Genomic DNA, 20,127 nt, shown 5'->3' with positions numbered 1-20,127 from the left:
CTGACACAGAAAATCGCCCGCATTGTGCCAAACCTGTGCGACATTCCAAATCAGCCGAAATCCCCTGCACCCGATTGCCCATCGCGCGACACCCCAGTAAGACAGCCGGAACCCTGACCCCCGAGTGGAGCATCCCCCATGGCCAGCTATCAATATGTGTATCACATGGACGGCGTCTCGAAGACCTATCCGGGTGGCAAGAAATGTTTTGAAAATGTCCGGTTGAGCTTTCTGCCCGGTGTGAAGATCGGCGTTGTCGGTGTGAATGGCGCGGGGAAATCCACGCTGATGAAAATCATGGCCGGTCTCGACAAGGATTTCTCGGGCGAGGCCTGGGCGGCAGAAGGGGCGCGGGTCGGCTATCTGCCGCAGGAACCGGCCCTGGATGAAACCCTGTCGGTCCGTGACAATGTCATGCTGGGTGTGGCCGAAAAAAAGGCCAAGCTGGACCGGTTCAATGAGCTGGCGATGAATTATTCCGATGAGACCGCCGATGAAATGGCGGAATTGCAGGATGAGATCGACAGCAACAACCTGTGGGATCTCGACAGCCAGATCGACGTCGCGATGGAGGCCCTGCGCTGCCCCCCCGATGAGGCGATGCCCGAACATCTGTCCGGCGGGGAACGTCGCCGCGTGGCGCTGTGCAAGCTGCTGCTGGAAGCGCCTGACATGCTGCTGCTGGATGAGCCCACCAACCATCTGGACGCGGAAACCATTGCCTGGCTGCAACAGCATCTGATCGACTATAAGGGCACGATCCTGATCGTCACCCATGACCGGTATTTCCTGGACGATATCACCGGCTGGATCCTTGAACTGGATCGGGGCCGGGGCATCCCTTATGAGGGCAATTACTCTGCCTGGCTGGAACAGAAGGCCAAACGCCTGGCCCAGGAAGCCCGCGAAGACAAATCGCGCCAGAAAACGCTGGAACGTGAGCTGGACTGGATCAGGCAGGGCGCCAAGGCCCGCCAGGCCAAGCAGAAAGCCCGGATCAACGCCTATGAAGACCTCGCCGGCCAGTCGGAACGCGAGAAGCTTTCGCGGGCGCAGATCATCATCCCGAACGGCCCGCGCCTTGGGGGCAAGGTGATCGAGGTGGAGGGGCTGGCCAAGCATTACGGTGAAAAGCAGCTGATCGAGGGGTTGAGCTTTGCCCTGCCCCCGGGTGGCATTGTCGGCGTGATCGGCCCCAACGGCGCCGGAAAATCGACGCTTTTCCGCATGCTGACCGGGCAGGAAGACCCCGATGCCGGTACGCTGGAATATGGCGATACGGTGGATCTGGCCTATGTGGACCAGTCCCGCGACGCGCTGACAGGTGAATCCACCGTGTGGGAGGAAATCTCGGGCGGGGCCGAGATCATCGAACTGGGCGACGCCCAGATGAACTCCCGCGCCTATTGCTCGGCCTTCAACTTCAAGGGCGGCGACCAGCAGAAAAAGGTCGGCCAGCTGTCGGGCGGGGAACGCAACCGGGTGCATATGGCGAAACTGCTCCGCTCGGGCGGGAATGTCCTGCTGCTGGACGAACCCACCAATGATCTGGATGTGGAAACCCTGCGCGCACTGGAAGACGCCCTGAGTGATTTCGCGGGCTGCGCCGTGGTCATCTCGCATGACCGGTTTTTCCTTGACCGGATCTGCACCCATATCCTGGCCTTTGAGGGCGAAGCCCATGTGGAATGGTTCGAGGGCGATTTCTCGGCTTATGAAGAAGACAAGAAACGGCGGTTGGGGCCGGATGCGCTGGAACCGAAACGCGTGAAGTATAAGAAATTTGTGCGGTGAATATTTTCGCGTTTGAGCCGAAGGCGAAAGGCAGCGAAAGGCGTTTCAACAGTAAGTCGACACGCTATAGAATGCGAATTTCGATGAGTGATGGTGCAGATTAAAACGATTTCGCTCACAGCTAGCCTGCGTATCCCAGCTTGATAAAAGTATCACGCCGAGATACATTCCGCCATGATCCAAAGCACCAAAGGCAAGCTGATCCTGTCCGTTCTTGACGGACGTCCACGAAAGGCTTCCCGGCGGAAATTTTCGAAGCCGCAACGCGGAAAATAACAATGCTTGATGCTGCGGACACCCTGAACGACTTGCGCGTCCCGCCCGCCAACCGGCTTGAAGCGTTAAAAGGCAATCGCGCGGGGCAGCATTCGATCCGCATCAATGACCAGTGGCGGATCTGCTTTATCTGGACCCGGGCCGGTCCTGCTGATGTTGAACTGACAGACTACCATTGATGGTAGAGATTGGGGATTGATCCTTGCATGCGACATTGAAAAATCCGGTGCATCCCGGTGCAATTCTCAAACATGAATTCCTGCTGCCGCTCTGCCTGAGCGAGGGTCAGCTTGCCAAACGCCTCGGCGTACCACGCACCCGTATCGAACGGTTGACGAAGGGCACCACCTCAATGACCCCGGACACCGCCTTTCGGCTGGCGCGTTTCTTCGGAACCACACCGCAATTCTGGATGAATATGCAGATCAATCATGACATCACGCATACGCAGGTGGATGTCAGCCATATCGAGCCGCTGCGCGTCTAAGCCGCCTCTGCCGCACGCAATCAGCCAGACCGCTCAGGCATGCCCGGCCACCGGCGACAGCATCAGCGGGTCCACGCCAAGGCTGGCCAGGGCGGCCTCCCATTTGCCTTGCATCCGATGGCCGAAGACCAGCGTGGGGGAGGCCGCGCAGGTCAGCCAGCCATTGTCGCGGATTTCACGTTCCAGCTGCCCCGGCCCCCATCCGGCATAGCCAAGCGTCAGCAATGCCTGTTCCGGGCCGGTTCCATCGGCCAGATAGCGCAGGATATCCAGCGTGGCGGTCATCGAGAACCGGGTATCGACCCGCAGGGTTCCGTCTTCGGCCGCATCGCGGGTGCGCGGGGCATATTCCGCGGAATGCAGAACAAAGCCACGCCCGGTCTCGACCGGGCCACCAAAGCAGATCGGAAGCATCGGCGCGGACCGGGCGGGAATATCCAGTTGCTCCAGTATCTCGGCAAAGGTCAGTTCGGTGATCGCCTTGTTCACGATCAGCCCCATGGCGCCATCTTCGGAATGGGCGCACAGGAACACCACGCTGCCGTGAAATCGCGGATCGCCCATGCCGGGCATCGCAATCAACAACTGGCCGGTCAGATCACTGGGGACGGTTTCGGGGCTCATGACCCAAGCATGTGACCGATATCGCTGCGGTACAAGGCCGGGTTTCGCTGAGAACAGCGATGTTCCGCCGAAAACGTGATTTTCCTTTTCGCCCACAGGCCTCTAGAGAAATCGCCATGTTGAAATATGTCTCTCTCCCCGCCTGTGCCGCCGCAATTCTGCTGGCTCTGTCGGCCATAGCGCCGGTCTCTGCCCAGTTTGCCGGGCAATCACTGGATGAAGTGGTTCAGGTGCGCCTGCTGGAAGGCTGGCGCAGTGAAGCCAATCATCATATGGCCGCGATACATATAACCATGGCCCCGGGCTGGAAAACCTATTGGCGCGCGCCGGGTCAGGGGGGCATCCCCCCGCGGCTTCGGCTGGACCCGGTCGAGGGGGTCGATGGCATGTCGATCCACTGGCCAAGACCGGAGGTGTTCTTCAACAACGGCATGCGCAGCATCGGATATCACGGAGATGTGATCCTGCCGCTCGAATTCATGGTTTCGGAAAATGGAACCTTCCTGATTGAAGGCCAGATTGATCTGGGCGTGTGTCAGGATGTCTGCATGCCGGTCACCGTCGATCTGGAGGGGGTTTTGTCACCGGGTGGGCGCCGGGATCCTCTGATTGCCGCCGCGCTGTCCGACCGGCCTCTCAGCGGGGCAGAATCCGGGGCAGGTCATGCCACCTGCGCAGTGACACCCATTTCAGACGGGTTGAGGGTTGAAGTCCGGGTGCGCGCGCCATCGGTGGGCGAGAATGAAACCGTGGTTTTCGAATTGCCTGACCCCGGCATCTGGATTTCCGAGACAACCGCAGAGCGCGACGGGGATATCATTACCGCCGCCGCAGATGTTGTGCCTGCGGATGCAGGGCCCTTTGCGATGAACCGGTCCGACCTGAAGATTACGGTTCTGGGCAGTCATATGGCAATCGAACTGCAAGGCTGCCACGGCTGAGGCTCAGGCGTGCCGGTGTCTGCGCTGTGCCAGCCCATGGGCCAGCGCCCCGGTCAGCCATGCAAGACCGCACAAACCCGCCGTTCCGGTCACAAACCCGACCAGCGCGCCGGTGGCAGAGCTTGCCGCAAACGGCATCAGCCCGGCCAGGGGCGCCGCAATCTCTCCGTTCACCAGAACCGCCCCCAGAGTTGCCGCGAACAGCGCCGCAACCGCAAGGCTGAGTCCGGCAATCGCAGCGCCCAGACCCGGCGCCCGGGCCCGGCCCGTGACCGTGATCGTGACCGCCCGGTAAAACGCGCGGATCTGTTTGCCCACATCCTGCTGCATCGCCAGGATCGCCGGCACAACCAGCAGCACCACACCCAGCCCGAAGCCCAGACCATAGACCAGCGTGATCACCGTGGGTTTCAGGAACTGCGCCTGTTGCGACCCTTCGAACAACAGCGGGGCAAGACCCAGAACCGTGGTCAGCGTGGTCAGCAAGACCGGTCTCAACCGATCCGCCGTGCCATCCAGAATTGCCGGGATCAGCCCCCGGTCTTCCGCATATTCATCCACTGTCGTCACCAGCACGATGGAATCATTGATGATGATACCGGTCATCCCGATCAGCCCCACCACCGTGAACATGCTCAACGGCACGTCCCAGACCGCATGGCCGTAAATCGTGCCGATCAGGCCGAAAGGGATGACCGCCATCACCACCACGGGCCGGGTCCAGCTGGCGAAAATCCAGGCCAGAACCAGATAAATCCCGATCAGACACAAGGCGAACCCAACCGCGGCATCATCCAGGAAAGCCCGTTCCTGTTCCGCCAGACCGGCAAGGGTCGAGGAAACCCCGTAATCGGCCTCGACCCCCGGCAGGATGCGTTCGCGCAGGTCTGTCATGATCGCCTCGGCGCGGGTCGGGTCATCTTCAGAGACATCCCCGGTCACCGACACGATGCGCAGGCCGTTTTCCCGGTTGATGGTGGAAAATCCGGTGCGGGCCGACACAGTGACAATATCGGCCAGGGGCACATATTCCCCGCTTTGCGCCCTCAACAATGTCCGGTCGAGGAAATCGGCGGTCAGTTCCCCCCGGGGCAGTTCGACCCGAATGGCACCGGTGCGGATGCCCGAAGGGTAGGTCGCCGCCTCGATCCCGCCAAGCCGATGGCGCAACACCCGGCCCAGATCGCCGATTTCGAACCCAAGCGCCCGGCCCTGCGGGGTCAGCTCAAGGCTCAACTCCTCCCGGTCATAGGCCAGACTGTCTTCCAGCGCGGAAATCTCGGGGAACCCGATCAGCGCGGTTTTGACCGCCTCGGCGGCGGCTTTCAGAACATCGGTTTCCGCGCCGAACAACTGCACATCCAGCGCGTCACCACCGGGCCCGCCGCGCCAGCCACGAAAACTGACCGCCTCGGTCAGGGGCAATTGCCGGACCTCATCCTGCAAATCCGCCACAAACTGGAACGAGGAATAGGGGCGCAGATCGGCGTCGATCAGCTCAATCGCGATGGAGCCCAGAAGATCCGCCTCCTTGTTATCCGCTGCGGTCAGCCCCCGGCCCGTGCTGCCCCCGACCTCGGCCAGCACATAGTGCAGCGGGTTGGTGCCGTATTCCGCCTCGTAGCGGGCCGCGACCGTATCGGTGGCGCGCTGCATCTCGCGCATCATCGCCCGGCTGTCATCGCGTGTGGCCCCGTCCAGCATCGCGAAATTGCCCGAAACGCTGGACAGTTCCGGCGCGTTGAAAAACCGCCAGGTCACATCGCCCCGCACAAACACCGCAATCTGTGTCGCCAGCAGCAGGATCACCGCCGCCAGAACCGGATATCGCGCCCGGATCACAAGCCGCATCAGGGGCCGGAACAGATGTTCGCGCACCCATTCAAACCCTTTATTCACCTGCCGCGAGGGCCAGTCATACCAATGATCCCGGGCCGAATGGGCCAGGGCATGGGCCATGTGATTGGGCAGGATGATGAAACATTCCACCAGACTTGCGGTCAGCACCACGATCACCGTGAACGGGATATCGGCAATCAGTTCTCCGAACCGCCCGCCAACCGCCACCAGCCCGGCGAATGCCAGAATGGTGGTCAGCGTCGCCGAGAAGACCGGGGCCGCCATCCGGTTGGCGGCGGTTTCCGCGGCAACCACCGGGTCCTCCCCCAGGGTGCGCGCCCGGAAATCCGCATGCTCGCCCACGACAATCGCGTCATCCACAACGATCCCAAGCGTGATGATCAACGCGAAAAGCGAGATCATGTTGAAGGTCAGGCCCGCCACATACATCAGCGCAATCGCCGCCAGCATGGCCACGGGAATCCCCGCCGCGACCCAGAAGGCGGTGCGCGCATTCAGAAACAGAAACAGCAGCAGAACCACCAGACCAAGCCCCAGCAACCCGTTATCAAGCAGGATGTTCAGGCGCGCAGAGATCGCTTCCGCCCGGGTGCGGATCAGATCAATCGAAACCCCCCGGGGCAGGGTCAGCTGCATTTCGTCAGCGACCGATTGCACGGTTTCCTGAATGCCGATGGCATCGCCCTGATCGGTCCGGTCCACGCGGATCGAAATCGCCGGGTTATCGCCCACGAAATAGGCCCGCTCACGGTCCACCCCTTCGCTGGTGATCGTGGCGATCTGCCCGATGGTCAGGGTGGAGCCATCCGCATCGTTGCGCAGCACAATCCCCGCGATCTGCTCGGCACTCCGCCGGGCGGTGCCGGTGCGCACACGGGCATTGGCACTGTCCACATCGCCCGCCGGGGCGGTATCGGCCTCTGCGGCAATGGCCTCGGCAATCTCGGACATGGAGATGTCATGGCGGATCAGCGCGGCCGAGGGCACCTCGACAATCGTCTCGGGCGCGGCAACACCCCGGATCGTGGCGCGTGTGACGCCGCTGACAAACAGGCGCGCCACGAATTCATCCGCAAACCGCCCGATCTGATCGACACTGACCGGGCCGCTGATCACCACATCCGTGACCCGGTCGCGCCAGGCCCCGCGCCGCACGCTTGGGTCATCGGCATCTTCCGGCAGGTCGGAAATCGTGTCGACGGTGGCCTGCACATCATCGGCGGCGCGGCCCATATCCCAGCCCGGTTCAAACTCCAGTTCGATCAAGGCGCGGCCCTCGCGCGCTGTCGAGCTTGATTCCGTCACCCCTTCGACCACCAGAAGCCGCGGCTCCATCACCGCGATGATCACCTCATCCACATCTTCGGCCCCGGCGCCCTCCCAGGTGACGGTGACCGAAACCTCATCAACCACCACATCGGGAAAGAACTGCGCCCGCATATTCGGAAATGCCGCAAGGCCCAGAATGATCAGCATGACCAGCAGCAGATTGGCAGCGGTCCGATGCCGGGTGAAATAAGACAGAACACCGCCCGCCCGGAGGGGAAGCCGCCGCATCGCCATCAGCTTCCCATCCGCGCTTCGATCCGGGCAACCATGCGCGCGGGCACTTCATCCTGGTTGAGCTGCCGCAGCATCCGGTCCTTCACATCCGCCGGGATGAAGGCATTGCCCTCGACAAAGGCGATCAGCCGGGCGCGGCGATCCGGGTCCAGCGCGACGGTGTCGGCGGCAATCTCCGGCATGTCCCCGTCAGCGGGCCGCAGCGGATTGATACGGATACCCGCGCCCAGAACCGGGGTGCGGGCCAGCACAACCTCGCGCCCGTAAAGCGGTGGCGCGCGGATGATGATATTATCCCCCTGACGGCGCAGAAGACTCACCCCGGCCTCTTCCAGCCGGTCCTCCGCCCCCAGAACCAGCACCCGGTTATCCGCATCCACCGCCGTGGCAGGCAGAAGCGCGACATCGTCCAGCGGGGTTTCCTCCAGCCGCACGGTCACAAAATCCCCGGTACGAAAGCCCCGCACCCCCTGCAATTGCGCAAAAAGCAGACGGCCCGACTGCCCCTCTTCCACCGCGCCGCTTTCCCGGGTCAGGACCGCCGGGGCGGTCACGTCAAGGCCGAACACATCCAGCACCACGGTCACGGGCAGGCCCGGAAGGGTGCCATCCTCGTCCAGAAGACGGGAATATTGCGTGGTGGATACCCGGAAAGCGACCTCAAGCGCGTCCGGGTCGATCAGCCGGGCAATCTGTTCGTTGCGGTTGACCAGACGGCCCGCAACCACATTGACCTCGGCCAGCACACCCGAGAAACCTGCGGTCAGTTCGGTCTGTCCCAGAACCCGCTCGGCCTCGGCCAGGGCGATCTGCCGGCGGTCAATTGCACTGCCCGCCTGATCCTCCCGCGCTTCGGCCTGGGCCAGGGCCTGACGACGGGACAACACCGCCTGATCCGCCGTGGCGGCGGCCAGTTCGGCGGTTTCCACGGCGGCGGCACTGCCGACCCCGCGATCCGCCAGATCCTGCTGCCGGGTCAGGGACCGGGCCCTGAGATCGGCCTGGGTCCGGGCCGCAAGAACATCCTCGACCGCCAGGGCCAGCGCGCGGCTGGCATCGCGCAACTCGGCTTCGGCCTCGCGCAGATCGGCCGCGGCAGTATCACGGGCCGATTGTGCCTCGGCCGGGTCGATGCGCAGCAAAAGCTGCCCGGCCTCAACCGCGCCGCCATCTTCAAACCCCTCGGACAGTTCGATCACCAGCCCCTCTGCCGGCGCGCGCAGTTCCAGCGTGCGGCGGCTGCGCACCTCGCCAAAGGCGGTCAGAACCGGGCTGACGGTTTCCGGCAAAACTGTGCGGACCTCAGCGGTGAACACCCGCTCGCGCGCCGTGCCCGGCCGCCCCTCATCCGCCCAGCGGGTCTGCAACGCGGAATAGACCGTGTTTCCGGCCAGCGTCAGCAGGCCGATGGTCAGCGAAATCAGGAACAAGCCCACAACGGAGCGGCGAAAAAAACGCATTCAGATGCCTATGATGGTCCTCATCTTCAGAAAGGTAGTGTCCGGGTCAGCACAGTCCAAGTCTATGTTTAATATGGGGTCTGATACGGGTTTCACGAGGCCAGCGGTCATTTCCGTCGCTGATGTTCGTCCAGACGCGGGAAAATCTCGACAAAATTGCAGGGTCGATGGCGATAATCGAGCTGCCAGCGCAGAATCTCATCCCAGGCATCCTTGCAGGCCCCCGGCTGCCGGGCAGGGCAAACAGATAGGTGCCATTGGCCACCCCCCCCGTGGCGCGGGATTGCACGGCTGAGGTGCCGATCTTCTGCATCGAGATCATGGTGAAGACGGTGCCGAACGCCTCGATCTCTTTTTCATAGACATCGCGATGGGCCTCCACGGTCACATCACGGCCGGTCAGGCCCGTGCCGCCCGTGGTCAGGATCACGTCAATATCCGGGTCCGCGCACCAGAGGCGCAGCTGATCCGCGATCTGCCCCCGTTCATCGGGCAGGATATGGCGCGCGGCCAGCCTGTGGCCCGCATCGGTGAGGCGCTGCGCCAGCAGGTCACCGGATGTATCCTCAGACAGGCCCCGCGTATCCGACACCGCCAGAACCGCGATGCGGACGGGGATAAACGCCTTGCTGTCGTCAATCCGGCTCATATGTGCTCCCTCTCACCCAACCGTACCTTGAGGGTCAGCAGATCGGCCCAGCTCTCCCGTTTCATGACCGGGTTGCGCAGCAGATAGGCCGGGTGGAACATCGGCAGAACCGGTTTGTCCAATCCTTCCGTCCATTGCCCGCGCATCCGGGTGATGCCCTTGCGGCCCAGAATGCCCTGGCACGAGATATTGCCCATCAGCACCAGAATATCAGGGGCGGCAAGCGCCACATGGCGGGTCACGAAGGGCAGCATCATCGCCATTTCCTTCGGGTTCGGGTCCCGGTTCTGGGGCGGGCGCCAGGGCAGGATATTGGTGATGTAAAGCGCGGCACCGCCCTCCCGGTCCCGCCCCATCCCGATGGCATCGAACATCCGGTCCAGCAACTGCCCGGCCCGGCCCACGAAAGGCTTGCCCTGAATATCCTCGTCCCGGCCCGGGGCCTCGCCGATGATCATCACCCGCGCGGCCGGGTCGCCATCGGAAAAGACCAGACGGCGCGCACCGCGTTTCAGGTCGCAATGGGGGAATGCCGCCATGGCCTCCTGCAACCCGGCCAGATCTGTCGCGGCCCCGGCCATATGCCGGGCCTCGGCCACCGCATCCACCGCTTCCACCACAGGCGGGGCGGCCACAGGTGCGGGCGCTGCCGCAGCCGCGCGTCTGGCCACCGGTTTCGGCGCGCTTTCCGGCAGATCATAGCGGTTCACGGACACATCCCCGATCGCCTCATCCGCGCCCAGTTCGATCTGCCAGTCCAGAAGCGCCCTGGCGGTGTGAAAATCCAGCTCCATACCCGTCAACCTATAGCGTTTCGACTTTGCATTGAAGTAGTAGAACGGCTTTCGCGTTTGAGCCAAAGGCGAAACGCTTTTGGCGCAGAAGCGTCAGGGGTAAATGCCCCGTTGCCCGCACGGCCCCCGGTTTCTATAACCCCCCAAACGGAACCGGAGCTACCATGACCTTCCGCGCACGCCATCTTCTGGGCATCGAGCATCTGGCCCCCGATGAGATTCACACCCTTCTCGACCTTGCCGACCGCTATGCCGAGATGGAACGTGGCACCCGGAAACATGGCGATGCCCTGCAAGGACTGACCCAGGTCAACATGTTTTTCGAGGCCTCGACCCGCACCCAGGCCAGTTTTGAAATCGCGGGCAAACGCCTTGGCGCGGATGTGATGAATATGGCGATGGCCGCATCCTCCCTGAAAAAGGGCGAGACGCTGATCGACACCGCCCTGACGCTGAATGCGATGCATCCCGACCTTCTGGTTGTGCGCCACCCCCATTCGGGCGCGGTGAACCTGCTGGCCGAAAAGGTGAATTGTGCGGTTCTGAATGCGGGCGACGGGCGGCACGAACACCCGACGCAGGCGCTTCTGGACGCCTTGACAATCCGCCGGGCCAAGGGGCGGCTGCATCGGCTGACCATCGCGATCTGCGGCGATATCGCCCATAGCCGGGTGGCCCGGTCCAATATCCTGCTGCTTGGAAAGCTGGAAAACCGCATCCGCCTGATCGGGCCGCCGACACTGATGCCCTCGGGCCTCGCCGATTGGGGGGTCGAGGTGTATGACGATATGGCCAAGGGGCTGGCAGGCTGCGATGTGGTGATGATGCTGCGCTTGCAGAAAGAGCGGATGGATGGCGCCTTCATCCCCTCGGAACGCGAATATTACCACCGGTTCGGGCTGGATGCCGACAAGCTGGGCGCGGCGAAGGAGGATGCCATCGTCATGCATCCGGGCCCGATGAACCGGGGGGTGGAGATTGACGGAACCCTGGCCGATGACATCAACCGGTCTGTCATTCAGGAACAGGTCGAGATGGGCGTCGCCGTGCGGATGGCCGCAATGGACCTTCTGGCCCGAAATCTGCGCGCCAGCCGGGAACCGCATGGGGTGATAGCATGAGCCGCAGCCGTCACGACACCCCCCCGGGCAGGCCATGCCCCGTATTCCGGCCCCTTGCATGAGCACCCCGATGCAGACCCATACGCCCCTGACCCCCTCATCGCCCCTTGATCCGGGCAAAGAGGTGACGGCCCGGTTCACCCTTGCCACCCCCCTGCACCGGATCACCCTGATCCGCAGCCTGTTCGGCGCGGTGCAGATCGTAAGCAAGACCGGCGACAAGCATCTGCTGAAATACCAGGCCGATCCGGCCGGTGTGATCACCCGCATGGACGCCGCGCGGCAGGAAGAGGCCCGATGACCAACGCGCTTTTGCACAACGCCCGTCTGATTGACCCCGAGGCAGGCACCGAAACCCCCGGCTGGTTGCGGATTGAGGGCGACCATATTGCCGAGATCGGCGCCGGTGCGCGGGCCGGGGGTGTTGACTGCCGGGGGCTCTGTCTGGCGCCGGGGATCATTGATCTGGGCGTGAAAGTGGGGGAACCGGGCGAACGGCATAAGGAAAGCTTTCGCACCGCAGGTGCCGCCGCCGCCGCGGGCGGGGTGACAACCATCGTGACCCGGCCCGACACAACAACACCGATCGACACGCCGGAAGTGCTGGATTTCGTACGCCGCCGGGGGCAGGAGGCCGCCCCGGTGCATTTCCGCCCCATGGCCGCACTGACCAAGGCGCGCGCGGGTCGCGAGATGACCGAGCTTGGGTTTCTGCTGGATGCGGGCGCCGTGGCCTTCACCGATGGCGATCATGTGGTGAACGATACCAAGGTTCTCAGCCGCTGCATGACCTATGCCCGGTCTCTTGGCGCGCTGATCGTGGCGCATCCGCAGGAACCGGTGCTCAGCGCCGGGGCTGCCGTGACCTCGGGGAAATTCGCCGCCCTGCGCGGCCTGCCCGCCGCGCCGCCCATGGCCGAACGCATCGGGCTGGAACGGGATCTGGCGCTGGTGGAGATGACCGGCGCCCGCTATCACGCCGATCAGATCAGCACCGCCGCCGCCCTGCCCGCCCTGATCCGGGCGAAAGAGGCCGGTCTGGATGTGACCGCCGGTGTCTCGATCCACCATCTGACGCTGAACGAACTGGATGTGGCCGATTACCGGACCTTCTTCAAGGTCAAGCCACCGCTCAGGGCGGAGGAGGACCGGATGGCGATGGTCGAGGCGGTGCGCACAGGTGTGATCGACGTGATCTGTTCCATGCACACCCCGCAGGATGAGGAAAGCAAACGCCTGCCGTTTGAGGCCGCCGCCAGCGGTGCGGTGGGGCTTGAAACCCTGCTGCCCGCAGCACTTCGCCTTTATCACGCGGGGCAATTGCAACTGACCGATCTGTTTCGGGCGATGTCGCTGAACCCGGCGCGCCGGCTGGGCCTGCCCGGCGGGCGGCTGACCCCGGGCGCCCCGGCGGATCTGGTGCTGTTCGACCCGGATGCGCCTTTTGTCCTCGACCGGTTCAAACTGCACTCGAAATCAAAGAACACGCCGTTTGACGGGCAGCGGATGCAGGGGCGCGTTGACACCACCATTGTCGGCGGCGTGCCGGTTTATGAAAGGCGGCGGTCATGATCCCGGAATTTGAGACGCCTTTTACGCTTCTGGGGCTGGTCGGGCTTGTGGGGTATCTTCTGGGCTCGATCCCCTTCGGGCTGGTCATGGCGCGGCTGTTCGGGCTGGGCGATATCCGGCAGATCGGCTCGGGCAATATCGGGGCCACGAATGTGCTGCGCACGGGCAGCAAACCGGCGGCGGCACTGACCCTGATCCTGGATGCGGGCAAAGGCGGGTTTGCGGTCTTGCTGGCGCGACTTCTTTTTGCAGAGGATGCCGCCCAGATCGCAGGCCTCGCGGCTTTTCTGGGCCATTGCTTCCCGGTCTTTCTGGGTTTCAGGGGCGGCAAGGGCATGGCCACCTTTCTGGGCACGCTTCTGGTCCTGTTCTGGCCCGCTGGCATTGCCGCCTGCCTGACCTGGCTGGTCACCGCCGCGCTCAGCCGGATCTCATCGCTTTCGGCGCTGGTTGCGGCCCTTCTCAGCCCCGTGTGGATTGCTGTGCTGGGGATGCCGGGGGCCGGGCTGGTGACTGTAGCGCTCGCAGCGCTGATATTCCTGCGGCATCAGACGAATATTCAGCGTATCCTTGATGGCAGCGAGCCCCGGATCGGCAAGTGACCACGGGTTGATCACCGGCACCCGAAACTGTTTGCAATTGCTCTGAAGAGGAACACTTTGGGCTCTCCCCCAATGACAACGGGCTAGCCCGGCATAAAGCCAGAGCGCCGGAATTCTCCAGAATTCCCTGTGGAAAACTGGAGTTTTCCATCCCTCCCGGCGCATTTGCATCCGGCCTATGGCGTTTCGCCAATGCCCCCCGGAACGCCAAAGGCGGGGCAGGGTATTGAGGAGAGCGGTTTTTCGAGACGTGCTTCAGTAACTGTAGTTTTCGTAAATCCGGGTCAGGTCACCCCCCCAATCCCCGTGATACTGGGCCAAAAGCTCATCGGCGGGCACCTGGCCGCTTTCAACGCTTTCTTTCAGCGCATTCAGAAAATGCGTCTCATCAGGGATCAACCCGCCTGCGCCGGGCATGGCGCGGGCCGCCAGACCGGCCTCGGCAATATTCAGCACCTCCCGGGCCAGATCATGCATCTGAATGCCGTTGACCTCGGCCTGCAACCCATCGACCGAGGCCGCGACCCGCATCGCATCCCGGGTCTCCCCATCCCAGTCTTTCGCCAGATCCCAGGCCGCATCCAGCGCGCCCTGATCATAGGTCAGCCCGACCCAGAAGGCCGGCAAGGCGCATAACCGGCGCCAGGGCCCCCCATCGGCCCCGCGCATTTCGATGAATTTCTTCAACCGCGCCTCGGGGAACAATGTGGTCAGATGATCCGCCCAATCCGACAGGGTGGGTTTTTCCCCCGGCAGGGCAGGCAATTCCCCCTTCATGAAGTCGCGGAAGGATTGCCCCAGCGCATCAATATAAACCCCGTCGCGATAGACAAAATACATCGGCACATCGAGCGCATGTTCCGCATAGGCTTCGAACCCGAACCCGTCTTCAAAGACAAATGGCAACGTACCCGTGCGGTCCGCATCCAGATCGCGCCAGACACGGGAGCGCCAGCTTTTATGGCCATTCACCTTGCCCTCGAAAAACGGGGAATTGGCAAAAAGCGCGGTTGCCACCGGTTGCAGGGCCAGCGCCACGCGCAGTTTCTGCACCATATCCGCCTCGGACCCGAAATCGAGATTGACCTGCACCGTGCAGGTCCGGCGCATCATCGTGGTGCCCATGGTGCCGACACGCTGCATATAGCCATCCATCAGCTTGTAGCGGCCCTTGGGCATCAGGGGCATCTGTTCATGGGTCCAGATCGGCGCCGCGCCCAGACCGATGAACCGCACCCCGATCTCGCGGGCGACCTCGCGCACCTCGCGCAGATGGTCATTCACCTCGTCACAGGTCTGGTGGATGGTTTCCAGCGGGACACCGGACAGTTCCAGCGCACCGCCCGGTTCCAGGCTGACATTCGCGCCGTCCTTTTCCAGCCCGATCAGATGGCCGCCTTCCAGAACCGGGGACCAGCCAAACCGGTCGCGCATCCCTTCCAGCATCGCCCGGATCGAACGGTCGCCCTCATAAGGCAGCGGTTTCAGCGTATCGCGGCAATAGCCGAATTTCTCATGCTCGGTGCCGATCCGCCAGGCATCTTTCGGCTTGCAGCCATCGGCAAGATATTCGGCCAGTTGCTCGTGCCGCTCGATCGGGCCGCCGCCGGATTGGGGAATGGACATTTGCGTTCGCTCCGGTCTTGTGGCTGATCGTTGGGGGGTTACGACTGACCCGGTCGCAAGGTCAAGTCAAGGCTGGCCGGGCGTCCCTCGCCAAAGCGTGATCGTGCCCGGCGCAGTGTCGCGCAAACTGTTCAGCAGATGCGCGGTCGACAGACCGTCAAGCCGGGTGAACGCATCGAACAGAACATCGGCGCCATGGGCATCTGTGGGGATCACCAGGATCTGTTCCATCTCGGCCAGAACCCAGTACATCCTGCCATCGGCGGCGCAGCGGCGTGACAGGCTGCGAAGGTCATCCAGTGACACAGCACCGCCGTAATAGGGGCCCAGATAGGTGATCTTCCCCTCGATCAGTTCTACCACCCCCGGCCCGTCTCCGGTGCCCGCAAAGCGCATCCGGCGCAGGGCAAGGGCGGCCATCAGCACCGCGACCCCGATCAGGACCCAGCCAAAGGCGGGCAGAACACGGCCCCGGTCCAGCACGATCCACAGACCCAGAAGGGCCAGCGCGGCGGCCGCCAGCACCTCGCGCCAGCGCCAGAGCATAAGGCGCACCTCAGGGCGCAGAAACTCAGACATCCGCCCGGCCCGGCCAAAAGCAGAGCCCGGCGACTGCACCCCGGTGACCCGCAAGCGGGCAGGCAAAAGCGGTCATTCCCAATCCCCCCGTGTGGCCTGAAACAGTGTCAGGGCGGCGACGGCGGCGGTATCGGCGCGCAGGATACGCGGCCCAAGGCTGATCGGGGTGACGAAGGGCAGGTCGTGAAGCCGCGCGCGCTCAGACGGGTCAAAACCGCCTTCCGGGCCGATCAGGATCGCCCATTCATCCGCCTTCGGTGCGGCCTCCAACGCGGCTTTCGCCCCCACCAGCGCTTCATCGGCAAAGATCAGATGCCGGTCCTCGGGCCAGTCTGACAAGAGCGTGTCCAGCCGCTGCAACCCGGCCACCTCGGGCACGAAAGTGCCGCCGCATTGCTCCGCCGCCTCCACCGCATGGGCCTGCAACCGGTCCTGGCGAATCCGTTCGGCATTGGTAAAGGCGGTCTGTACCGGGCAAATACGCGCCGCGCCCAGTTCAGCAGCCTTCTCAACAATGAAATCCGTCCGCGTCTTTTTGATCGGCGCAAAGAGCAGCCACAGATCCGGGGGCATCTGCAACGGCGCGGTCTGCGCCTCACAGATCAACAGCCCACCGCGTTTGCCAGCCTCGGCAATCCCCGCCTGCCATTCACCGTCGCGCCCGTTGAACAGCAAGACCGCACCGCCAACCACCTGCCGCATGACGCCAAACAGATAATGCGCCTGCTCCCGCGACAGGGGAACCGATTGCCCCGGCCCCAGAGACTGCTCTACATAGAGCCTGATTTTCGCACGCACCGACATGGGGCAATACCTATGGCTGAGATTGACAAAACGCCAGAGGGGCAGGTGGCCGATGCGGTCACCGGCAATTGGGTGGACATGACCGCGCCGGAATGGTCGCGGCCTTATCTGCGGTTGAGCCGGGCAGACCGGCCCATTGGCACCTGGCTGCTGATGCTGCCCTGCTGGTGGGGCGTGCTGCTGGCCGCCGCGGCAGACCCGAACGGCCTGCGCCTTTTCGACCTGTGGATCGTGCTGGGCTGTGGCATCGGCGCCTTTCTGATGCGTGGCGCGGGCTGCACCTGGAACGACATCACCGACCGCAACTTCGATGCCGCCGTGGCGCGCACCAGATCGCGGCCGATCCCGTCCGGCCAGGTCAGCGTGACACAAGCCCTCATCTGGCTGGTGATCCAGTCGCTGCTGGCCTTTGCTATTCTGCTGACCTTCAATCTGAACGCCATCCTGCTGGGTCTTCTGGCCCTTGTCCCTGTGGTGGTCTACCCGTTTGCCAAACGGTTCACCTGGTGGCCGCAGGTGTTTCTGGGCCTCGCCTTCAACTGGGGTGTGCTTCTGGCCTGGACCGCCCATTCCGGGCAACTGGGCTGGCCCCCTGTCATGCTGTACCTTTCGGGCATTGCCTGGACGTTGTTCTACGACACGATCTATGCCCATCAGGACACGGAAGATGACGCGCTGATCGGGGTGAAATCCACCGCGCGTCTGTTTGGTGAAAACAGCAAAATCTGGCTGCGCGGGTTTCTGGTAATCTCGGTTCTGCTGCTGGCGGTGACCATCATCCTGGCGCTGGCGCCGGGGGGCAATCTGCTGGCGATGATCCTGGCGCTTGCGGGCGCATGGGGCTTTGGCTGGCATATGGTCTGGCAACTGACCCGGCTGGACACGGGCGACCCCGATTGCTGCCTGCGCCTGTTCCGCACCAACCGCGACACCGGGCTGATCGTTGCGCTGTTTTTTGCCTTCGCCGCGCTGGTTTGATTGAACGCAAACCGGCAACGCGGTATGGCCAAGCCCACCCATAAGCCATGCTGGACCCTGAGAGATGATCAAAACCTCCACCCTTGTTGCGGCACTGGCCTTTCTGCTTGCCGGGTTTCTCTGCGTTATGATGGCCGTGATCGCGGCTGTCCGGATAGAGGACCGGTCGATCGAAGCCGTGGCCTTCGCCATGCGCGAACAAAGTCTGGACTGGGTTTCGGTCAATGCCGACGGGCTTCAGGTGGAACTGACCGGCACCGCCCCGGATGAGGCCGCGCGGTTCCGCGCACTCAGCCGGGCAGGCGCGGTGGTCGATGCCGACCGGATCATCGACAGGCTTGTCGTGACCGAGGCCGACAGCCAGACCCCGCCGCGCTTTTCCCTGGAAATGCTGCGCAACGGCGATGGCATTTCGCTGATCGGTCTGATCCCCGAAGCAATCGGGCGCGAGGCCGTGGCCGAAGAGATTGCCGATATCCGCCAGGGTGTGGAGGTGGCCAATATGGTCGAAACCGCCCGCTTCCCGGTCCCGGAAAACTGGCAGGCGGCGATGCGTTTCGGGCTGCGGGCGCTCAACCTGCTGCCCCGGTCGCAGATCTCGGTCTCGGACGGGCGGGTTGAGGTCACGGCGGTCAGTGAAAGCATTGAGGAACGCGCCGGGTTTCTGCGCGCCCTGAACCGCGGCCAACCCGATGGCGTTGAGGTGATTTTGGACATCTCGGCCCCGCGCCCGGTGATCACACCGTTCACCCTGCGTTTCGTCCGCACGCTGGACGAAGCCCGGTTCGAGGCCTGCTCGGCCGATACGCTGGCCGCACGGGATCTGATTTTTGAAGCCGCACGCGCGGCAGGTCTGACCGGGCCCGAGACCTGCGAGATCGGCATCGGCGTGCCATCGCCGCAATGGGCGCAGGCGGTGGAAACCGGCATGCAGGCATTGACCACCCTGGGGGCCGGAACACTGACCTTCTCGGATGCCGATGTTACCCTGATCGCCGCCGAAGGCACAGCACAGGGCCTGTTCGACCTGGTGGTGGGAGAACTGAATGCCGATCTGCCCGATGTCTTCTCGCTGCACAGTGTATTGCCCGAAACCAGCACCGGCGGTGCCGATGACGGCCCGCCAAGCTTTATCGCCACCCGCAGCCCCGAAGGATATGTGCAACTGCGCGGGCTGCTGCCGGATGCGCGGGTGGAACATGCGGTCTATGCCTATGCCCGCGCCATGCTGGGCCGGGACGAGACCTATCTGGCCACCCGCACCGATGACACGCTGCCCGATGGCTGGCCGGTCCGGGTTCTGGCCGGGCTGGAGGCCTTGGCGCTTCTGCATAGCGGCAGCGTCGCGGTGGAACCGGGGCTGGTGACAATCCGCGGGAATACCGGCAGCCAGCGGGCGGTTTCCGATATCTCGCGCCTATTGTCGGAGAAACTGGGCGAAGCCGAGAATTTCGAGATCGACATTGCCTATCAGGAAGCGCTGGACCCGACCGCGAATATCCCCACGCCCGAGGAATGCGTGGCACGGATCACAGCGCTTCTGTCAGAGCGCAAGATCACCTTTGATCCCGGATCGGTGGAGATCAACGAGGAGTCGGGGGAGATACTGGACCGGATCGCCGAAATCCTGCCGGACTGCCGCCATGCCCGGATGGAAATCGGCGGGCATACGGACAGCCAGGGCCGTGAGGTGATGAACCTCAATCTCAGCCAGTCACGGGCGGATGCGGTGCTGAACGGGTTGCTGGCGCGCAGTGTTCTGGTTTCAAACCTGACCGCGCAGGGCTATGGCGAGACCCAGCCGATTGCCGATAATGACAGTGAAGAGGGGCGTGAGCGCAATCGCCGCATCGAATTCCGGTTGCTTGCAAGCGGCGTGCCGTCTAGCCAGAGGGAGGTGGCACGGGACCCCGCCGAGGAAACTGAGCCCCCGGCGGAGGAGGACCCGCCCGCCCAAGAGGACACGGATGAACAGAACTGAGTTTATTGTAGCCATTGCCATCATCCTGTTTGTGGCCTTTGTCTTTGGCTGGTTCGCCAATTGGCTGGTCCATCGTTTCAGCCGGGTGACCAGTTCGGATCTCAGCGAGATGGATGCCATGGCCAAGGCGCTGCATGATGCCGAGGACACCCGCGATCAGGCAATCACCTATGTGCAGCAGCGCGAGGCGGAACTGACCAATCAGCTGAACCAGACCGAAGCGGAACTGCGTGCGGCGATGGAAGGCCTGCGCGAGGCCCGGCAGGAGGCCGAGGAGTTGCGGACCTATGTGGAACAGATCCATCAGGGTCAGGGCTGATCTTTCCGGGGCGCTGCCCCCCGGACCCCCCCGGGCAAGTGTGTTTATGAAGTATGCTGATATGGTCTGTTTTCTCGGATCATTGCGTTTAGGATGG

18 protein-coding genes and 1 pseudogene are annotated in these 20,127 nt (G+C 63.3%); 11 read left to right on the top strand and 8 right to left on the bottom strand.

Annotation, left to right across the window (positions count from 1 at the left end):
• Positions 1 to 138: 138 nt before the first annotated feature.
• The 3 genes from ettA to E2K80_RS14075 all read left to right on the top strand — a co-directional run bounded on the left by ettA (position 139) and on the right by E2K80_RS14075 (position 2,557).
• On the top strand, positions 139 to 1,794 hold the full coding sequence (gene ettA / locus E2K80_RS14085; protein WP_135375575.1) for an energy-dependent translational throttle protein EttA: 1,656 nt from the start codon (positions 139 to 141) through the stop codon (positions 1,792 to 1,794).
• Positions 1,795 to 2,072: 278 nt separating this feature from the next.
• Entirely contained in the window at positions 2,073 to 2,249 is a 177-nt protein-coding gene (locus tag E2K80_RS14080; protein WP_274379225.1) for a type II toxin-antitoxin system RelE/ParE family toxin, read from the top strand.
• A gap of 35 nt (positions 2,250 to 2,284) precedes the next feature.
• On the top strand, positions 2,285 to 2,557 hold the full coding sequence (locus E2K80_RS14075) for a HigA family addiction module antitoxin (protein WP_238475545.1): 273 nt from the start codon (positions 2,285 to 2,287) through the stop codon (positions 2,555 to 2,557).
• A gap of 33 nt (positions 2,558 to 2,590) precedes the next feature.
• Here E2K80_RS14075 and E2K80_RS14070 read toward each other — a convergent pair whose 3' ends face one another.
• The gene (locus E2K80_RS14070) at positions 2,591 to 3,181 is read right to left on the bottom strand and encodes a YqgE/AlgH family protein (RefSeq protein ID WP_135375573.1); all 591 of its coding nucleotides are present in this window, start codon (positions 3,179 to 3,181) and stop codon (positions 2,591 to 2,593) included.
• Between the two features lie 116 nt (positions 3,182 to 3,297).
• On the opposite strand from E2K80_RS14070, the gene E2K80_RS14065 reads away from it, so the two are divergent.
• Positions 3,298 to 4,122: a protein-disulfide reductase DsbD domain-containing protein gene (locus tag E2K80_RS14065; RefSeq protein ID WP_168193200.1), complete on the top strand. Its 825-nt coding sequence runs from the start codon at positions 3,298 to 3,300 to the stop codon at positions 4,120 to 4,122.
• Positions 4,123 to 4,125: 3 nt separating this feature from the next.
• Here the strand turns inward: E2K80_RS14065 and E2K80_RS14060 are convergent, their stop codons facing one another.
• The 4 genes and pseudogenes from E2K80_RS14060 to E2K80_RS14045 all read right to left on the bottom strand — a co-directional run bounded on the left by E2K80_RS14060 (position 4,126) and on the right by E2K80_RS14045 (position 10,448).
• Entirely contained in the window at positions 4,126 to 7,539 is a 3,414-nt protein-coding gene (locus E2K80_RS14060) for an efflux RND transporter permease subunit (protein ID WP_135375571.1), read from the bottom strand.
• 5 nt (positions 7,540 to 7,544) lie between these two features.
• Positions 7,545 to 9,005, bottom strand: coding sequence for an efflux RND transporter periplasmic adaptor subunit (locus tag E2K80_RS14055; protein ID WP_135375570.1), 1,461 nt, complete (start codon positions 9,003 to 9,005; stop codon positions 7,545 to 7,547).
• A 107-nt stretch (positions 9,006 to 9,112) separates the two neighbouring features.
• Positions 9,113 to 9,597, bottom strand: a pseudogene (locus E2K80_RS14050) (molybdenum cofactor synthesis domain-containing protein).
• Between the two features lie 53 nt (positions 9,598 to 9,650).
• The gene (locus E2K80_RS14045; RefSeq protein WP_135375569.1) at positions 9,651 to 10,448 is read right to left on the bottom strand and encodes a uracil-DNA glycosylase; all 798 of its coding nucleotides are present in this window, start codon (positions 10,446 to 10,448) and stop codon (positions 9,651 to 9,653) included.
• Positions 10,449 to 10,612: 164 nt separating this feature from the next.
• Between E2K80_RS14045 and E2K80_RS14040 the strand changes: the two genes are divergently transcribed.
• The 4 genes from E2K80_RS14040 to plsY are packed head-to-tail and all read left to right on the top strand — an operon-like array spanning position 10,613 to position 13,743.
• Entirely contained in the window at positions 10,613 to 11,569 is a 957-nt protein-coding gene (locus E2K80_RS14040) for an aspartate carbamoyltransferase catalytic subunit (protein WP_135375568.1), read from the top strand.
• Between the two features lie 58 nt (positions 11,570 to 11,627).
• Positions 11,628 to 11,870, top strand: a complete 243-nt coding sequence (locus E2K80_RS14035) for a hypothetical protein (protein ID WP_135375567.1) — start codon at positions 11,628 to 11,630, stop codon at positions 11,868 to 11,870.
• A complete protein-coding gene (gene pyrC / locus E2K80_RS14030; protein ID WP_135375566.1) occupies positions 11,867 to 13,141 on the top strand; it encodes a dihydroorotase in 1,275 nt (424 codons plus the stop codon). Before E2K80_RS14035 ends, pyrC begins: the two co-directional genes overlap by 4 nt.
• A complete protein-coding gene (gene plsY / locus E2K80_RS14025; protein ID WP_443216558.1) occupies positions 13,141 to 13,743 on the top strand; it encodes a glycerol-3-phosphate 1-O-acyltransferase PlsY in 603 nt (200 codons plus the stop codon). Before pyrC ends, plsY begins: the two co-directional genes overlap by 1 nt.
• A 255-nt stretch (positions 13,744 to 13,998) precedes the next feature.
• On the opposite strand, the gene E2K80_RS14020 is transcribed toward plsY, so the two are convergent.
• The 3 genes from E2K80_RS14020 to E2K80_RS14010 form a co-directional block, all read right to left on the bottom strand.
• A complete protein-coding gene (locus E2K80_RS14020) occupies positions 13,999 to 15,369 on the bottom strand; it encodes a glutamate--cysteine ligase (protein ID WP_135375564.1) in 1,371 nt (456 codons plus the stop codon).
• A gap of 66 nt (positions 15,370 to 15,435) precedes the next feature.
• Entirely contained in the window at positions 15,436 to 15,948 is a 513-nt protein-coding gene (locus E2K80_RS14015; RefSeq protein ID WP_135375563.1) for a hypothetical protein, read from the bottom strand.
• 72 nt (positions 15,949 to 16,020) lie between these two features.
• Positions 16,021 to 16,752, bottom strand: coding sequence for a 16S rRNA (uracil(1498)-N(3))-methyltransferase (locus tag E2K80_RS14010; protein WP_135375562.1), 732 nt, complete (start codon positions 16,750 to 16,752; stop codon positions 16,021 to 16,023).
• Between the two features lie 12 nt (positions 16,753 to 16,764).
• Here E2K80_RS14010 and ubiA point away from each other — a divergent pair, with 12 nt between their 5' ends.
• The 3 genes from ubiA to E2K80_RS13995 all read left to right on the top strand — a co-directional run bounded on the left by ubiA (position 16,765) and on the right by E2K80_RS13995 (position 20,030).
• Positions 16,765 to 17,730, top strand: a complete 966-nt coding sequence (ubiA, locus tag E2K80_RS14005) for a 4-hydroxybenzoate octaprenyltransferase (protein WP_238475544.1) — start codon at positions 16,765 to 16,767, stop codon at positions 17,728 to 17,730.
• A gap of 64 nt (positions 17,731 to 17,794) precedes the next feature.
• Positions 17,795 to 19,711 carry an OmpA family protein gene (locus tag E2K80_RS14000; protein WP_135375560.1) on the top strand — a complete coding sequence of 639 codons (1,917 nt, stop codon included), beginning with the start codon at positions 17,795 to 17,797 and terminating at the stop codon, positions 19,709 to 19,711.
• Entirely contained in the window at positions 19,698 to 20,030 is a 333-nt protein-coding gene (locus E2K80_RS13995; protein WP_135375559.1) for a hypothetical protein, read from the top strand. Before E2K80_RS14000 ends, E2K80_RS13995 begins: the two co-directional genes overlap by 14 nt.
• Positions 20,031 to 20,127: the final 97 nt, after the last annotated feature.

Origin of the sequence: Rhodophyticola sp. CCM32, assembly GCF_004751985.1 — a bacterium.
In the GTDB taxonomy this organism is placed as follows: Bacteria; Pseudomonadota; Alphaproteobacteria; order Rhodobacterales; family Rhodobacteraceae; genus Rhodophyticola.
This window is presented reverse-complemented; position numbering and strand designations above follow the sequence as displayed.